We start from the raw sequence: 15582 nt of genomic DNA, 5'->3' as shown, positions 1-15582 counted from the left end.
AGAGGTGCCGGGTAGGCTCGACAACAAGATGACAGAGGACCTCACACCAGCCGAGGCGTACGCAGCCGCCCGGGCTCGCGCCGCCGAGCAGGCCACTGCGCTCGCCCCCTTCCGCGAGATGTACGAGTTCGGTCTGGACCCCTTCCAGATCGAGGCTTGCCAGGCCCTCGAGGCGGGCAAGGGCGTGCTCGTCGCGGCCCCCACCGGTTCCGGCAAGACCATCGTCGGCGAATTCGCCGTCCATCTCGCGCTCAGCCAGGGGCGCAAATGCTTCTACACCACGCCCATCAAGGCGCTATCCAACCAGAAGTACGCCGACCTGGTCAGGCGCTACGGCCCGCAGAAGGTCGGCCTCCTCACCGGTGACAACAGCGTCAACGGCGATGCCCCGATCATCGTCATGACCACCGAGGTCCTCCGCAACATGCTCTACGCGGGGTCCCAGACGCTCTCCGGCCTCGGCTATGTCGTCATGGACGAGGTCCACTACCTCTCGGACCGCTTCCGCGGCGCCGTCTGGGAGGAAGTGATCATCCACCTCCCCGAGTCCGTGACCCTTGTGTCACTCTCCGCGACCGTCTCCAACGCCGAGGAGTTCGGCGACTGGCTCGACACCGTCCGCGGCGATACCGAGGTCATCGTCTCCGAGTCCCGGCCCGTGCCGCTGTGGCAGCACGTCCTCGCCGGACGCCGGATGTACGACCTCTTCGAGGAGGAGACCGATCACGGCGGCCGTGGCGTGGGCCGCCGCGAGGTCAACCCCGACCTGGTCCGCCTCGCCCGGATGGAGAACCAGCGCACGTACAACCCCCGCGACCGGCGCCGGGGCAAGATGGTGCGCGAGGCCGACCGTGAGCGCGAGCGCCGCCAGCGCTCCCGGATCTGGACCCCGGGACGCCCCGAAGTCATCGAGCGGCTCGACGCCGAAGGCCTCCTGCCCGCGATCACGTTCATCTTCAGCCGCGCCGGCTGCGAGGCCGCCGTACAGCAGTGCCTGTACGCCGGGCTGCGGCTGAACGACGACGAGGCGCGCCAGAAGGTCCGCGACATCGTCGAGGAACGCACGGCGTCCATCCCCAGCGAGGACCTCCATGTCCTCGGCTACTACGAATGGCTCGAAGGGCTCGAGCGGGGTATCGCCGCCCACCACGCCGGCATGCTCCCCACGTTCAAGGAAGTTGTCGAGGAGCTCTTCGTCCGGGGCCTGGTCAAGGCCGTGTTCGCCACCGAGACCCTCGCGCTCGGCATCAACATGCCGGCCCGCTCGGTCGTCCTGGAAAAGCTCGTCAAGTGGAACGGCGAGCAGCACGCCGACATCACCCCCGGCGAGTACACCCAGCTCACCGGCCGCGCCGGCCGCCGGGGCATCGACGTCGAGGGACACGCCGTCGTCCTGTGGCAGCGTGGGCTGGACCCGGGCCACCTCGGCGGACTCGCCGGCACCCGCACGTACCCGCTGCGCTCCAGCTTCAAGCCGTCCTACAACATGGCCGTCAATCTCACGGAGCAGTTCGGGCGCCACCGCTCCCGCGAGCTGCTGGAGACGTCCTTCGCGCAGTTCCAGGCCGACCGGTCCGTCGTCGGTATCTCCCGGCAGGTCCAGCGCAACGAAGAGGGCCTGGAGGGCTACCGCGAGGGCATGACGTGCCACCTCGGCGACTTCGAGGAGTACGCGCGCCTGCGCCGCGACCTGAAGGACCGCGAGACCGAACTCGCCAAGCAGGGCGCCGCGCAGCGGCGTGCCGCCGCCGCGAGCTCCCTGGAGAAGCTCAAGCCCGGCGACGTCATTCACGTGCCCACGGGCAAGTTCGCCGGCCTCGCCCTGGTCCTCGACCCAGGGCTCCCCGCCGGACGTACCAACGGCCACCGCGGCTTCGAGCAGCACGACGGCCCGCGCCCGCTGGTCCTCACCGCCGAGCGGCAGGTGAAGCGGCTCGCCTCGATCGACTTCCCGATCCCGGTCGAGGCGTTGGAACGGATGCGGATCCCCAAGTCCTTCAACCCGCGCTCGCCGCAGTCCCGTCGGGACCTCGCCTCCGCCCTGCGGACCAAGGCCGGGCACATCGTGCCCGACCGGCACCACCGCAAGGAGCGTTCGGCCGCCGCCGACGACCGCGACATCGCCCGGCTGCGCGCCGCACTCCGCGCGCACCCCTGCCATGGCTGCGACGAGCGGGAGGACCACGCCCGTTGGGCCGAGCGCTACCACCGCCTCCAGCGCGACACCCGTCAGCTGGAGCGGCGCATCGAAGGCCGTACGAACACGATCGCCCGGACCTTCGACCGGATCGTCGCGCTCCTGACCGAGCTCGACTACCTGCGCGAGGACACCGTCACCGAGCACGGCAAGCGCCTTGCCCGGCTGTACGGCGAACTCGACCTGCTGGCCAGCGAATGCCTCCGGGACGGCGTCTGGGAGGGGCTGAACCCGGCCGAACTGGCCGCCTGCGTCTCGGCGCTCGTCTTCGAGGCGCGCCAGGCCGACGACGCGGTCGCGCCCAAGCTGCCCTCAGGCGCCGCCAAGGCGGCCCTCGGCGAGATGGTGCGGATCTGGGGCCGCCTCGACGCGCTCGAGGAAGAGTTCAAGATCAACCAGGCGGAGGGTGTGGGCCAGCGCGAGCCGGACCTCGGTTTCGCCTGGGCCGCGTACCAGTGGGCCTCCGACAAGGGGCTCGACGAGGTGCTCCGCGAAGCGGAGATGCCCGCGGGCGACTTCGTACGGTGGTGCAAGCAAGTCATCGACGTCCTCGGCCAGATCGCGGCCGCCGCGCCCCGCGAGAACAGCACCGTCGCCAAGAACGCCCGCAAGGCGGTCGACGCGCTGCTCAGGGGCGTCGTCGCTTACAGCTCCGTCGGCTGACGCCAGCCGCGTACGCCCGCACACGAGAGGGCCCCGCGGACGACACGTTCTGCGGGGCCCTTCTGTGACGGCAGCCGTACGCCTGCACACGAGAGGGCCCCGCGGACGACATGTTCCGCGGGGCCCTTCCCCGTGCGCCGACGGTCACTCTCCGGGAGACGGTCTACGATCCCCGGCTCCCGGGCTCCGGCGGCTCATCCTCCGCCTGCTCGGCGGCCCTCTCCTCCTGCACCTCCGCCGCCCGCTTCTCGTCCTGCAACTTCCGCCGCTCTTCCTCGGCCCGCTCCTTGGCGCTCTTCTTCGCCATGACGGCTCCTCACCTTCGCCGATCGGGGGCGCGGCAGGGTGCGTACGCCCGCTCCCCAGGTATTCACAGCGCAGGCCGGTGCGAGAGGTTCAGGTGCTCCGCGCGGGTGAGGGGCGGTCGGTTGCGCCTGGTCGGGCCGCCGTCCGGGCCGCCGTGGCCCGTACCGCGAGGAAGAGCAGCAGGCCGACGGGGGAGAGGAGGATGGTGAGGAGCAGCAGGGGGCCCATCAGCAGGGGGGAGAGGCCGAGGCGCCGGGACTCGAGGAACATCCACTGGCCCAGCAGCAGATCCCAGGCGATGACCTGTGCCCAGACCGCGCCCGCGCCGTCCGCGTGTGCCGTCAGGTCGCGGAAGCCTTCGAGCGACGGGCGGCTCACCGCTGCCCACAGCTCCGGGAACACCGGTATCGCCAGGGCGAGATAGACGGCGAGGATCGGCAGGACGGTCAGTGGCGAGGCGGCGACGCGCAGGGTCCAGGGCCAGCGTGGGGCGGAGATCATCAGTAGCCAGAACGGCGCGGCGAGCCAGAAGGCGAGGTCGAAGAGGAAGCTCGTCATGCCGATACCCCTGTCTTGGTGCCGGAGTTGGTGGCGGGGGCCGTGGCCGTGTCGACCGGCGGCCGGCCCCGTACGGCCACCGACGCCCAGCTCGCCGCCGCCGCACCGGCCAGGATCAGCGCCAGTGTGGTGAGGGTCGGCGCGTCCGGGTGGATCAGGGACTGGCCGCGCAGCGCCTGCCATGTGACCAGCAGGAAGAGCGCCGCGTACGTCCCCGCCGCCAGCAGCGTCATGCGCGTGCGGACGCGGTCGTCGCGCAGCCGGGTGAAGCGCGGCGCCAGCGCGGCCAGGAGCAGCAGGACCAGCGGCAGGGCCTGCAGGGCGTGCATGCCGACGAAGTGGCCGATCCGCAGGTCGCCGCCGGTCGTCGACCAGCCGGTGAGGGGCATGGACGGCCCGCCGTCGGCCACGCCGACGCTGTGCGCGCCGACGAAGTCCGAGCCGTCGCGGCCGCCCGCCGCGCGCTGCTCCGGCGTCGGCTGCGTCATCAGGAACCCGACGCCCGCGCCCGCGAGGGCGATGACCGCGCCGAGGCGTACGGCCCACGCCGAGGCCCGGTCCGCGATCCGGGCCCGGAAGAGCAGGATCGCGATGACCAGCGCACCGCCCCACAGCACGGCGACGGTGATGCCCATGGCGTTGAAGATCGCGGAGTCGAACGGGGTGGCGACGTTGAAGTGGCTGCGCTTGCCCCGGAAGACCTGCGTGGTGATGAGGACCATCTCGACGGCGCTCGCGACGACCACGACCGTGCCCGCCCACCAGCCGACGCGGCGGGCACGGGTGAGCAGGGACAGCATCCAGGCGAGTGAGAGCGCGTACGCGACGAAGGAGACCGAGAACTTCAACGGCTTGAACCAGATCGGCGCGCCGGTCAGCACACGGTCGTCGACGATCAGCCCCCCGATCGAGACGAACGTCATCACGACCATTGAGCCGGCGAACCAGACGAGCGGCCGGTGCCAGGACGACAGAGGTCCGGCAGTGGACATGGAGCACCCCCGAAAGCGAATGGATAGCGGCGCTTACCGCTATCTGATAGTGGGACTATCTATGATGGGGGGCGGGTTTGCAAGAACAGGAAGGTGAACGCGGCGTGCGTATCGGCGAGTTGAGTCGCAGGACCGGGGTCTCGGTCCCGACGATCAAGTACTACGTACGGGAAGGGCTGCTGCCGGCCGGGCAGTTGACGAGCCCGAACCAGGCCTCGTACGACGCGACGCACGAACGCCGCCTGAAGTTGATCCGGGCCCTGATCGACATCGGGGGGCTGTCGGTGGCGGGCATCAGGGAGGTGCTGGCCGCGATCGACGACCGCGAGCGTCCGGTGCACGAGATGCTGGGGGCCGCCGCGAACCGGGTCGTGCCCCGGTACACCGACGAGCCGGGGCCGGGGATCGCCGCGTCGCGCGCGGCGGTCGAGCAGCTGATCGAGCGGCGCGGGTGGCGTGCGGCGGCGGGCGGTCAGGCGGGGGAGGCGCTGGCGGTGGCGCTGGCGGCGCTCGCGGAAGTCGGGCACGCGGAGTTCACGACGGTCCTGGACACGTACGCGGACGCGGCCGAACGCGTCGCGGACGCGGACCTCGCGTACGTCGCCCACAGCGTGGCCCGGGAGGACCTGGTGGAGAGCACGGTCATCGGCACGGTCCTCGGCGACGCCATCTTCGGCGCCCTGCGCAGACTCGCCCACATCGACGCCTCGGCCCGCCTCTTCGGCACGCTTACGGAGGCCTCCCCCGGGCCGGAGGGGGCGCCCCCGGCCCCGGGCCCCGACGCGGACACGGCCGGCCGACCCGGCTGAGGTCGGGGGGCCCGCCGGCTCACGCCCGCCGGGCCGGCACGGGGGTGCGGTGGCGGCGGTCACCGACCCGGGGCGGGGGAAGGCCGCAGCCAAAGGCGGGCGTGCGACGCGCGGCGCGGCCCGTGCGGAGAAGCGTCGGCCGTGACGCGGCAGCCGCGGATCGGGGCAGCGACCGTGCCACGGCTCCTCGTCCGGTAGGCCTGCCGCCTGGGGCGGGGTCGGTCCCGACCGGCCGGCGGCCTCACGCGGCTCTTTGGCCGAGGGAGCTCGCCGCCTCGGGCGGGGGCTGCCTCCGGCCTGCCGCCGCGCCTGAAGCCGGCCCCGGCCCAGGGCAGCGGCCGTGCCGCGGCTCCCGTCCGGGACGCCTGCGATGCGGCTCCCGGACCATCGGCAGTCGCCCGCCTGCGGCAACGCACCGCGGGGGCCCGTGCGGAGAAGCGTCGGCCGCGCCTGAAGCCGGCCCCGGCCCAGGGCAGCGGCCGCCGCCGCGGCTCCCGTCCGGGAGAAGCTCGCCGCCTCGGATTTGGGGGCGGCCCCAGAAGCTGCCCCGGCCCGCACGCGGCTCCTCGTCCGGGGGCGACCCCGGCCGCCCGCCAGCGGCCCCCGCCCGCCGCCTCAGGCGCTCGGCGTCTCCTGTTCGCGTTCCACCTGGTCGTTCCATTCGCGCTTCACCGCGCGCCAGGCCTCGTCCGTCTGGCCCAGGCGCCAGTAGCCCGAGATCGACAGGCGGTCGCGCGGGACCTCGCGTTCCAGGCGGAGGTGGCGGCGGAGGTCCTTCACCACGCCGGCCTCGCCGTGGACGAAGGCGTGGACGTCGCCCGGGGGGAAGCCCAGGGCGCGGACCGCGGCGAGGAGGGCCTCGCCGGGCGGGCGGGCGCCGCGGTGGAGCCAGGTGGGGGTGATGCCCGCGGCCGTGCGGAGTTTCTGCTCCTCCTCCGGGCCCGCCACCTCCACGAAGGCGTGGACCAGCGCGCCCTCCGGCAGGCGTTCCAGCGCCACCGCGATCGCGGGGAGCGCGCTCTCGTCGCCCGCGAGGAGGTGCCAGTCGGCGTGCGGGTCGGGGGTGTAGCCGCCGCCGGGGCCGAGGAAGCGGATCACGTCGCCCGGCTGGGCCTTTGCGGCCCAGGGGCCGGCCAGGCCCTCGTCGCCGTGGACGACGAAGTCGATGGTCAGCTCGCGGTGCAGGGCGTCCCAGGCCCGCACCGTGTACGTACGGGTGGTGGGCCACTGGTCGCGGGGGAACTCCGTGCGGATCCGCTCCATGTCGAACGGCTCGGGGTAGCTGACCCCCTCCGCCGCGAAGAGCAGCTTGACGTAGTGGTCGGTGAACTCGCCGGCACCGAAGGTCGCCAGCCCCTCACCCCCGAGGACCACCCGCACCATGTGCGGGGTGATCCGCTCCGTGCGCACCACGCGCGCCTCGCGGGCCTGCGGTGCCTTACGGGCCGGCTGATCTGCCACGGCGCTCTCCCCTGACTGTGGTCACTTAGGCTTGCCTAAGCTAACACTTCGCGCCGGGAGTTTCACGGTCGACCGCTTTCATCCGGATTCACCCAGGGGAGTGCGCGAGCCCCGCCCCCGCGTCCGCCCCCGCCAACCGTCACCGCTCCAGCGTCGTCAGCAGCCGCTGCACCGCCCCGCCCAGCCCCCACCGCTGCGCCAGCTTCTCCAGCGCCGCCGGATCGCGCGGCGCCGTCGGCAGCGCGGGGTCGAAGTCGGGCAGCGGCGCGTCCGCCGCCACCCGTACCACCTTCGGTGCCACCGCCACGTACGGCCGCGCCTCGTCCAGCCGCTTGCGCTGGGACGGCGTCAGCTTCGCCTTCGGGTCGTCCACCGCGGCCATGATCCCCGCCAGGTCGCCGAAGGCCTCCAGCAGCTTCGCGGCCGTCTTCTCGCCGATCCCCGGCACCCCCGGCAGGCCGTCGCTCGGGTCGCCGCGCAGCAGCGCCAGATCCGCGTACCCCGGGCCGTCGACCCCGTACTTGTCGCGCAGCCACGCCTCGTCCGTCGCCTGGAGCGTTCCGACGCCCTTGAGCGGATACAGCACCCGCACCCCGCGTGCGTCGTCCACCAGCTGGTACAGATCGCGGTCGCCCGTGACGATGTCGACCGGGCCCGCCGCCAGCCCCGTGAGCGTGCCGATGATGTCGTCCGCCTCGTACCCCGCGACCCCCACCCGGGCGATCCCCAGCGCGTCGAGCACCTCCTCGATCACCGGCACCTGCGGCGAGAGCGTGTCGGGGATCTCCTCCACGTCCGGGCCCGCCGGGGTCTCCACCGCCACCCGGTGCGCCTTGTACGACGGGATCAGCTCCACCCGCCAGTGCGGCCGCCAGTCGGCGTCCATGCAAGCCACCAGGTCGTCCGGGTGGTGGTCCTGGACGAGCCGGGCGATGAAGTCCAGCAGCCCGCGCACGGCGTTGACCGGAGTGCCGTCCGGCGCGCGGACCGAGTCCGGGACCCCGAAATAGGCACGGAAGTAGAGGGAAGCGGTGTCGAGGAGCATCAGGCGTCGCGTCACATCCCAGATGATGCCGCACCCCACTGACAGTCACCGCCGGTGATCTGCGTCACCTTTGCGTTTCGCCGTCCGAACCCCGGGCAGGCGCGGGCCCGGAGTGGGCCCGGCACCGGATTTCCCGTGGGGAAGGCGGTGTGCCGGGCAGTCACGGGCAGAACCCGTCCCGCTCCACGGCCCGGCTGCGGGGGTGGGGGTCCCCAGGACGAAGTCCCAGAGCGGCGAGGGCCGTTTTCGTTTCTACGCGTGAGGTGCATGTGTCCAGGCTCCAGGCCGACCACCTGTTCAAGGTGTTCGGCAGACGACCCGACGAAGCCGTCGGCAAACTCAACGGCGGCATCGGCCGCGACGAGCTGCGCGCCGACGGGACCACCGCCGCGGTGATCGACGCCTCGTTCACCGTCGAACCGGGCCAGATCTTCGTCGTCATGGGTCTGTCGGGGTCCGGCAAGTCCACCCTGCTGCGCATGCTGAACGGCCTGCTCGAACCGACCGCCGGACGCGTCCTCTTCGACGGTCAGGACCTCACCGCGCTCAGCCCCCGCGAGCTGCGTGCCGTCCGCGCCAACAAGATCAGCATGGTCTTCCAGCACTTCGCCCTCTTCCCCCACCGCAGCGTGCTCGAGAACGCCGCCTACGGCCTGGAGGTCCAGGGCGTGTCCCGGTCCGAGCGGGAGCGCCGCGCCGCCGAGGCGCTGGAGCTGTGCGGCCTGGCCGGCTGGGAGAAGTCCTGGCCCGACGAGCTCTCCGGCGGTATGCAGCAGCGTGTGGGCCTGGCCCGCGCGCTCGCCACCGACGCCGACCTGCTCCTGATGGACGAGTCGTTCAGCGCCCTCGACCCGCTGATCCGCCGTGACATGCAGGACCAGCTCCTGGAGCTCCAGAAGCGGCTCAAGAAGACGATCGTCTTCATCACCCACGACCTCAACGAGGCCATGCGCCTGGGCGACTCCATCGCCGTCATGCGCGACGGCCGGATAGTCCAGCTCGGTACCGCCGAGGACATCCTGGTCCGCCCCGCCAACGACTACGTCGCCTCCTTCATCCAGGACGTCGACCGCACCCGCGTGCTCACCGCCGAGGCCGTCATGACCGCGCCGCTCCGGCCCGGCGCCGGTGACTGCGGCTGCGAGTCGGTCGCCCCCGGCACGCCGGTGGCCGAGGTGTGCGCGGTCAGCGCGCGCGTGCCGCACCCCGTCGCCGTCAAGGACGACCGCGGCACGCTCGTCGGAGTCGTACCGCAGTCCCGGCTGATCGGCTTCATCGGCGACGAGCAGCGACCGCCCACGGCCTGCGACCGGCCAGGTCCGCAGACCGAGAAGGAGGTGGCCCATGCCTAGGCTCACCCTCGGCGACTGGGTCGACCACGGCGTCGACTGGCTCCAGTCCCACCTCTCCTGGCTCTTCGACGCCATCAGCGCCGTCGTCACCGGTCTGTACGACGCCATCGACGCCGTCCTCTCCGCGCCCGAGCCGCTGCTCTTCGCCGGCATCCTCGCCGTCGTCGCCTGGTGGCTGCGCGGACTGGCCGCGGGCCTGCTCGCCTTCGCCGGTTTCGCGCTCATCGACTCCGTCGCGCTGTGGGACGAGGCCATGTCGACGCTGTCGCTCGTCCTCGTCGCGACGCTCGTCACCCTCGTCGTCGCGGTCCCGCTCGGTGTCTGGGCCTCCCGCTCCAAGACCGTCAGCGCCGTGGTCCGGCCGGTCCTGGACTTCATGCAGACCATGCCCGCCATGGTCTACCTGATCCCCGGCATCATCTTCTTCGGCGTCGGCGTGGTCCCCGGCATCATCGCCACCATCGTCTTCGCGCTGCCACCCGGCGTCCGCATGACCGAACTGGGCATCCGTCAGGTCGACGGCGAACTCGTCGAGGCCGCCGAGGCGTTCGGCACCACCCCGCGCAACACCCTGCTGCGGGTGCAGCTGCCGCTCGCGCTGCCGACGATCATGGCCGGCATCAATCAGGTGATCATGCTCGGTCTCTCCATGGTGGTCATCGCCGGCATGGTCGGCGGCGGCGGCCTCGGCGGCGCCGTCTACCGCGCCATCGGCAACGTCGACATCGGCCTCGGCTTCGAGGCCGGCGTCTCCATCGTCGTCCTCGCCATGTACCTGGACCGGATCACCGGCGCGCTCGGCCGCCAGGTCTCCCCGCTGGGCCGCCGCGCCCTCGCCAAGGCCCGCTCCCTGACCCGCCGGCCCCAGCTGTGGAACCACCGCCCGCAGCCCGTCGTCGCCGTCGTCGGCGTGGCCGTCCTCGCGCTCGTCGCGGGCGGCATGGGCGTCCTCGGCGGCGCGCCCGCCGCCGGGACCAAGGGCGCCGACGACGTCGGCCACGGCAAGAAGATCTCGCTGGGCTACATCCCCTGGGACGAGGGCATCGCCTCCACCTTCCTCTGGAAGGAGGTGCTGGAGCGGCGCGGCTACCGCGTCGACGTCCAGCAGTACGAGGCCGGAGCGCTCTACACCGGTATGGCCGGCGGTCAGATCGACGTCCAGACCGACGCCTGGCTGCCGGTCACCCACGCCACGTACTGGAAGAAGTACCAGAACAAGCTGGAGGACCTCGGCTCCTGGTACGGCCCCACCTCGCTGGAGCTGAGCGTCCCCTCGTACATGAAGGACGTCGACTCCCTCGACGACCTCAAGGGCAAGGGCGGACAGTTCAAGAACCGTGTCGTCGGCATCGAGCCCAGCGCCGGAATGATGGGCATCCTCAAGGACAAGGTCCTCAAGGAGTACGGCCTCGAAGGCGAGTACAAGGTCATCGACGGCTCCACGCCCGGCATGCTCGCCGAGCTGAAGCGGGCGTACGCCAAGAAGGAGCCCGTCGTCGTCACCCTCTGGTCCCCGCACTGGGCGTACTCCACGTACGACCTGAAGAAGCTGAAGGACCCCAAGGGCACCTGGGGCAAGGGCGACGGAGTGCACACCCTGGCCCGTAAGGGCTTCTCCGCCGAGCACCCGAAGGTCGGCGCCTGGCTCAAGGACTTCACCCTCAGCGAGGAACAGCTCACCGGCCTGGAGGCGAAGATCCAGCAGACCGGCAAGGGCAAGGAGCAGCAGGCCGTCCGCGCCTGGCTCCAGGAGAACCCCGGTCTGGTGGACAAGATGGCACCGCTGTAGACCCGCGGCGGAACCCTCTCCGGAAGGGGCGGGCGGCACTCGGTGCCGCCCGCCCCTTCCGCCGTTCTCGAAAACCCGGGCCAGAAGCTGCGTAGGGTGAGGTGACCGACGAGTACGCGGCCGTGGGCGAACACGAGAACGAAAGCGGACGGGCGCGTGGACGAGTGAACGAGACGACGACGGGCACCACGCAGAGGGAGGGAGCCGGAGAGATGGACGACAAGGAGACGCTTCGGGTGGGCGCCGCCGTCCGGAGGAGACGCAGAGCGCTCCATATGACGCTGGCCGCGGTCGCCGCGCGCAGCGGCCTCTCGGTGCCCTTCCTCAGCCAGATCGAGAACGAGCGGGCCCGCCCCAGCATGCGCTCGCTCCGGCGGGTCGCCGACGCCCTGGACACCACCGCCGTCGAGCTGCTCGCCGCAGCCGACAGCGCCCGTACGGTCGACGTCGTACGCTCCGGCGACGACATGGGCCTCTCGCCCGGCACCGGAGTACGCCCCCTGGTCCGCGGCCACCACCAGCTCCAGGCCCTGGAATTCCTCGGCGAACAGGACACCGGCCGGGAGTACCTGCACCGCAACGACGAGCTGATGTACGTCGCCGAGGGCTCCGTGGAGATCGAGGCCGAGGGCCGCGCCTACCGCCTCGAGCGCGGCGACACGCTCTACCTCTCGGGCGGTGTGCGCCACCGCTGGCGCGCCACCGACCCCGCCACCCGCATCCTCATGGTGGCCGTCGCCGAACACATCGAGACCACCGGCAACCGATGAGGGTCGTCTCGCTCGTCCCCTCGCTGACCGAGGCGATCGCCGTCAGCGCCCCCGGCGTCCTGGTCGGCGCCACCGACTGGTGCACCCACCCCGCCTCCCTCGGCGTCGTACGCGTCAGAGGCACCAAGAACCCGGACCTCGCCGCGATCACCGCCCTGCGCCCGGACCTCGTCGTCGCCAACGAGGAGGAGAACCGCGCCCCCGACCTCGCCGCCCTGCGCGCCGCCGGCATCGAGGTCCTCGTCACCGAGATCCGCACCCTGGACCAGGCCTTCCGCGAACTCGACCGGGTGCTTCGCGCCTGCGCCGTCCCCGCCCGGCCCCGCTGGCTCGACGACGCCGAGGCCGCCTGGACGGACCTTCCCCCGCTGGAGCCGCGGACAGCGGTCGTGCCGGTCTGGCGACGCCCCTGGATGGTGCTGGGCCGCGACACCTTCGCCGGCGACCTGCTCGCCCGGCTCGGGGTGCGCCACCTCTACGCCGGCCACGCCGAGCGCTACCCCCGCATCCCCCTCGACGAACTGCGCGCGAGCGGCGCCGATCTGGTCGTCCTGCCCGACGAGCCGTACCGCTTCACGGCCGACGACGGGCCGGAGGCCTTCGCGCCCGTACCCGCCGCGCTCGTCAGCGGCCGCCACCTCACGTGGTACGGGCCGTCACTGGCCGAGGCGCCCCGGGTGCTGCGAGCAGCTCTCCGCTGACCAGACCGCGCAGGGTGTGCGCCCCGGCCACCGCCCAGGCCGCCACCAGCGCCACGTACAGCCCGACCGCGAGCCAGCGCAGCGCGTCCAGGCCGGTGTGCAGGGCGAGCCCCTCGGCTCCGGTCACACAGGTTCCGACGGGAAAGGTGAACGCCCACCAGGTCATCGCGAACCCCATGCCCTGGCGGCGGGCGCGCAGCGCCATCGCACCGGCCAGCGCCAGCCACAGCAGGGCGAAGCCCATCACGGGCACCCCGTAGATCACCGCGAAGGCGGTGAACCCCTCGGCGTACGACGCGGGCAGCACACCAGGCGCCACGTCCGCGAACTTGTTCACCGCGGTCGTCGACTGCCCCAGCGGCCCGAGGACCAGGAAGAGCGTGGGGGTGAGCACGAGGGGCAGCGGACCGGCCGTCACCAGCCGCCCGAAGACCAGCGGCAGCATCACCAGCGTGGCGAGCAGACTCAGCCCGAACAGCGCGTAGCAGCCGAGCAGCATCGCCTGCTGCCACTGCCCGGCGGGCAGATGCGGCACCAGCAGCGGTCCGAGCGCGGCGGACACCATCGGCGCGACCACGGGCAGCAGCCAGACGGGGGAGGCGCTCTCGACGCGGTGGTGGACGACCATCAGATACGGGATCGCCACCGCGGCGGCCAGTCCTGTCGCCGTTCCGGCGGTGAACAGCACCGCGTTCACGGCGACCGCGGCCTGCTGCCCTATCCAGTCCTGCCCCACGATCATCGTGCCGCCGCCGACCGCGAGCAGCGCCATCGACAGACAGCCGTAGAACGGAGCCACGGCCGGGTCGAGCAGATGTTCACGGACCCGGTCTCGGTGATGGGTCCAGTGCAGCACGCGCGCGGTGAGCAGGGTCAGGAGCATCACGAAGGAGAGCGCCCACACGACGGTGCAGGCGGTCCGCAGACCTGGCACGTCCACGGGGAGGGTCGCTCCCGCGTTGGCGATGATCGCGGTGCCCATCACCGTCGCGTACCAGTTGGGTCCGATGTGCCGTACGCCAGGCGCCTTGGCCCTGGGGGGTGCGGCGGTGCGGTACGTACGGGGCTGAGCGACTGTTGCCATGCCCCCACCGTCTCGCCGGGTCCGGGCCCCGACCAGGGATCATCGCTCTATGCCGTCATAAGCTGGGTTTATGAGCAGCGACGCACCCCTGTCCCACCGGGTCCCCGACCTCGGCGCCCTCGAACTGCTCCTCGCCGTCGCCCGGCACGGCAGCCTCGGCCGGGCGGCCAAGGAGACCGGGATCACCCAGCCCGCCGCGAGCAGCCGGATCCGCTCCATGGAACGGCAGCTCGGCGTCGCCCTCGTGGACCGCTCGCCCCGCGGCTCCCGGCTGACCGACGCGGGCGCCCTGGTCACCGACTGGGCCCGGCGGATCGTCGAGGCGGCGGAGGCCTTCGACGCGGGCGCCCAGGCGCTGCGCGACCGCCGGGACTCACGGCTGCGCGTCGCGGCCTCCATGACGATCGCCGAATACCTGCTCCCGGGGTGGCTCATCGCCCTGCGCCAGGCCCGCCCCGGCACGGCCGTCTCGCTGCTGGCCGGTAATTCCTCGGCCGTCGCGGCCCGGCTCCTCGGCGGCGAGGCGGACCTCGGGTTCGTCGAGGGCCTGGCCGTGCCGGAGGGCCTCGACGGGGTCGTCGTCGCCCACGACCGGCTGACCGTCGTCACGGCCCCCGGCCACCGCTGGGCCCGCCGCCGGGGCCCGGTCGCCCCCGCCGAGGTGGCGGCCACCCCGCTGATCCTGCGCGAGCGCGGCTCCGGCACCCGGCAGGTCCTCGACTCGGCCCTCGCCGCCCACGGCGGCCTCGCGGAACCCCTGCTCGAACTGGCCTCCACCACCGCGGTCAAGGCGGCTGCCGTCAGCGGCGCGGGGCCGGCGGTCCTCAGCGAACTGGCCGTCGCCGAGGAGCTGGCCTCCCGCCGCCTGGTCGAGATCCCGGTCGAAGGCGTCCGGCTCACCCGCGACCTGCGCGCGGTCTGGCCGACGGGCCCCCGCCCGACGGGCCCGGCACGGGACCTGCTCGCCCTGACCCGTACGTAGGGGGCCGCAGGCCCGGCGGCGGTGGAGCCGCGCTCCTCGGGCACCCGGGACCGGGCGGCATGACGCCGGCGGCGGCACGGAGCGCCCGGGGCGGGGTGGCATGAGGCCGGGCGGCGGGACGGAGCACCCATCGCCGGGCGCCCGCGCACCCGCCCCCACCCGTCCCAGCGCCTTCAGCGCGCGCCCGCCGCGGCGACCAGGCCCCGCATCACCCGCCGGTCCTCGCCCATCTCCGGGTGCCACTGAACGCCCAGGACCCACTGCTCGCCGGGGAGTTCGACCGCCTCGACCATGCCGTCCTCCGCGTAGGCGCCGACCGTCAGGCCCTTGCCGAGGTGGTCGACCGCCTGATGGTGGTACGTGGGGACGGAGGTGGCCTCCGGCACCAGTGAGGCGTAAAGCGTGTCCGGCACCGGCGTCACGGAGTGGCTGCCGAAGACGCCCAACTCGACCGCGTGGCCGTCGATGTGCTGGACGAGCGTGCCGCCGAGCGCCACGTTCAGCAGCTGCATGCCGCGGCAGATCCCGAGCAGCGGGGTGTCGGCGGCGAGAGCGGCGTCGATCAGGGCCAGTTCCCAGGAGTCCCGCTCCCGGGCGGGCGGGCCGGTACGGGGCTCCGGCTCGGCCCCGTACCGTACGGGCTCCACGTCCGCGCCGCCTGCCACCACCAGGCCGTCCAGCCGGGCCACCGCCTCGGCCGCGCGGGCCGGGTCGTCCGGCGGGAGCATCGCCGCGAGACCTCCCGAGGCCTGCACGAGCCGCGGGTACCCGGCCGGCAGCAGCGCCGCCGGCAGGTCCCACACGCTCCAGCGGGCGGAATCCTCCAGATAGGTCGTCACACCGATGAGCGGCAGGGTCACGGGTCGTGCCTCC

The 15582-nt window shown here is 72.7% G+C and carries 14 protein-coding genes; 7 read left to right on the top strand and 7 right to left on the bottom strand.

Annotated elements, in window-relative coordinates:
* The first annotated feature begins 28 nt into the window (after nucleotides 1-28).
* The gene (locus tag IEZ01_RS21785) at nucleotides 29-2860 is read left to right on the top strand and encodes a DEAD/DEAH box helicase (RefSeq protein WP_028797336.1); all 2832 of its coding nucleotides are present in this window, start codon (nucleotides 29-31) and stop codon (nucleotides 2858-2860) included.
* A gap of 163 nt (nucleotides 2861-3023) precedes the next feature.
* Here IEZ01_RS21785 and IEZ01_RS21780 read toward each other — a convergent pair whose 3' ends face one another.
* From IEZ01_RS21780 to IEZ01_RS21770, 3 genes are all read right to left on the bottom strand, one after another.
* Nucleotides 3024-3167, bottom strand: coding sequence for a hypothetical protein (locus IEZ01_RS21780; protein ID WP_019884971.1), 144 nt, complete (start codon nucleotides 3165-3167; stop codon nucleotides 3024-3026).
* 89 nt (nucleotides 3168-3256) lie between these two features.
* Nucleotides 3257-3724, bottom strand: a complete 468-nt coding sequence (locus tag IEZ01_RS21775; protein ID WP_189203265.1) for an ABA4-like family protein — start codon at nucleotides 3722-3724, stop codon at nucleotides 3257-3259.
* Nucleotides 3721-4716 carry a hypothetical protein gene (locus IEZ01_RS21770; RefSeq protein ID WP_229833123.1) on the bottom strand — a complete coding sequence of 332 codons (996 nt, stop codon included), beginning with the start codon at nucleotides 4714-4716 and terminating at the stop codon, nucleotides 3721-3723. Before IEZ01_RS21770 ends, IEZ01_RS21775 begins: the two co-directional genes overlap by 4 nt.
* Nucleotides 4717-4820: 104 nt before the next feature.
* On the opposite strand from IEZ01_RS21770, the gene IEZ01_RS21765 reads away from it, so the two are divergent.
* Nucleotides 4821-5525: a MerR family transcriptional regulator gene (locus tag IEZ01_RS21765; RefSeq protein WP_019884968.1), complete on the top strand. Its 705-nt coding sequence runs from the start codon at nucleotides 4821-4823 to the stop codon at nucleotides 5523-5525.
* Nucleotides 5526-6140: 615 nt separating this feature from the next.
* Here the strand turns inward: IEZ01_RS21765 and IEZ01_RS21760 are convergent.
* Nucleotides 6141-6986 carry a siderophore-interacting protein gene (locus tag IEZ01_RS21760; protein ID WP_189203263.1) on the bottom strand — a complete coding sequence of 282 codons (846 nt, stop codon included), beginning with the start codon at nucleotides 6984-6986 and terminating at the stop codon, nucleotides 6141-6143.
* 139 nt (nucleotides 6987-7125) lie between these two features.
* Nucleotides 7126-8031, bottom strand: a complete 906-nt coding sequence (locus IEZ01_RS21755; protein ID WP_229833128.1) for a 5'-3' exonuclease — start codon at nucleotides 8029-8031, stop codon at nucleotides 7126-7128.
* 269 nt (nucleotides 8032-8300) lie between these two features.
* On the opposite strand from IEZ01_RS21755, the gene IEZ01_RS21750 reads away from it, so the two are divergent.
* The 4 genes from IEZ01_RS21750 to IEZ01_RS21735 all read left to right on the top strand — a co-directional run bounded on the left by IEZ01_RS21750 (nucleotide 8301) and on the right by IEZ01_RS21735 (nucleotide 12643).
* Nucleotides 8301-9383: a quaternary amine ABC transporter ATP-binding protein gene (locus tag IEZ01_RS21750; RefSeq protein ID WP_019884964.1), complete on the top strand. Its 1083-nt coding sequence runs from the start codon at nucleotides 8301-8303 to the stop codon at nucleotides 9381-9383.
* Nucleotides 9376-11172 (top strand): ABC transporter permease/substrate binding protein, encoded by a 1797-nt coding sequence (locus IEZ01_RS21745; RefSeq protein ID WP_189203259.1) that lies wholly within the window; start codon nucleotides 9376-9378, stop codon nucleotides 11170-11172. Before IEZ01_RS21750 ends, IEZ01_RS21745 begins: the two co-directional genes overlap by 8 nt.
* A gap of 212 nt (nucleotides 11173-11384) precedes the next feature.
* Nucleotides 11385-11942, top strand: a complete 558-nt coding sequence (locus tag IEZ01_RS21740; RefSeq protein WP_028797335.1) for a helix-turn-helix domain-containing protein — start codon at nucleotides 11385-11387, stop codon at nucleotides 11940-11942.
* On the top strand, nucleotides 11939-12643 hold the full coding sequence (locus tag IEZ01_RS21735) for a helical backbone metal receptor (RefSeq protein WP_019884961.1): 705 nt from the start codon (nucleotides 11939-11941) through the stop codon (nucleotides 12641-12643). Before IEZ01_RS21740 ends, IEZ01_RS21735 begins: the two co-directional genes overlap by 4 nt.
* On the opposite strand, the gene IEZ01_RS21730 is transcribed toward IEZ01_RS21735, so the two are convergent.
* On the bottom strand, nucleotides 12582-13727 hold the full coding sequence (locus IEZ01_RS21730) for a TDT family transporter (protein ID WP_189203258.1): 1146 nt from the start codon (nucleotides 13725-13727) through the stop codon (nucleotides 12582-12584). The genes IEZ01_RS21735 and IEZ01_RS21730 overlap by 62 nt on opposite strands.
* 70 nt (nucleotides 13728-13797) lie before the next feature.
* On the opposite strand from IEZ01_RS21730, the gene IEZ01_RS21725 reads away from it, so the two are divergent.
* Nucleotides 13798-14709, top strand: coding sequence for a LysR family transcriptional regulator (locus IEZ01_RS21725; protein ID WP_019884958.1), 912 nt, complete (start codon nucleotides 13798-13800; stop codon nucleotides 14707-14709).
* 173 nt (nucleotides 14710-14882) lie between these two features.
* On the opposite strand, the gene IEZ01_RS21720 is transcribed toward IEZ01_RS21725, so the two are convergent.
* A complete protein-coding gene (locus tag IEZ01_RS21720; RefSeq protein ID WP_189203257.1) occupies nucleotides 14883-15569 on the bottom strand; it encodes a gamma-glutamyl-gamma-aminobutyrate hydrolase family protein in 687 nt (228 codons plus the stop codon).
* Nucleotides 15570-15582: the final 13 nt, after the last annotated feature.

Source organism: Streptomyces purpureus (assembly GCF_014648195.1).
Lineage (GTDB): Bacteria > Actinomycetota > Actinomycetes > Streptomycetales > Streptomycetaceae > Streptomyces > Streptomyces purpureus.
The sequence above is the reverse complement of the archived record's forward strand: the minus strand, read 5'-3'. Positions and strand labels throughout refer to the sequence as shown.

What these genes read in the sequence shown, in the direction of transcription:
- IEZ01_RS21785 (WP_028797336.1), top strand. Translation starts at nt 29, where the DNA reads ATGACAGAGGACCTCACACCAGCCGAGGCGTACGCAGCCGCCCGGGCT.
- IEZ01_RS21780 (WP_019884971.1), bottom strand. Translation starts at nt 3,167, where the DNA reads ATGGCGAAGAAGAGCGCCAAGGAGCGGGCCGAGGAAGAGCGGCGGAAG.
- IEZ01_RS21775 (WP_189203265.1), bottom strand. Translation starts at nt 3,724, where the DNA reads ATGACGAGCTTCCTCTTCGACCTCGCCTTCTGGCTCGCCGCGCCGTTC.
- IEZ01_RS21770 (WP_229833123.1), bottom strand. Translation starts at nt 4,716, where the DNA reads ATGTCCACTGCCGGACCTCTGTCGTCCTGGCACCGGCCGCTCGTCTGG.
- IEZ01_RS21755 (WP_229833128.1), bottom strand. Translation starts at nt 8,031, where the DNA reads ATGCTCCTCGACACCGCTTCCCTCTACTTCCGTGCCTATTTCGGGGTC.
- IEZ01_RS21745 (WP_189203259.1), top strand. Translation starts at nt 9,376, where the DNA reads ATGCCTAGGCTCACCCTCGGCGACTGGGTCGACCACGGCGTCGACTGG.
- IEZ01_RS21740 (WP_028797335.1), top strand. Translation starts at nt 11,385, where the DNA reads ATGGACGACAAGGAGACGCTTCGGGTGGGCGCCGCCGTCCGGAGGAGA.
- IEZ01_RS21735 (WP_019884961.1), top strand. Translation starts at nt 11,939, where the DNA reads ATGAGGGTCGTCTCGCTCGTCCCCTCGCTGACCGAGGCGATCGCCGTC.
- IEZ01_RS21730 (WP_189203258.1), bottom strand. Translation starts at nt 13,727, where the DNA reads ATGGCAACAGTCGCTCAGCCCCGTACGTACCGCACCGCCGCACCCCCC.
- IEZ01_RS21725 (WP_019884958.1), top strand. Translation starts at nt 13,798, where the DNA reads ATGAGCAGCGACGCACCCCTGTCCCACCGGGTCCCCGACCTCGGCGCC.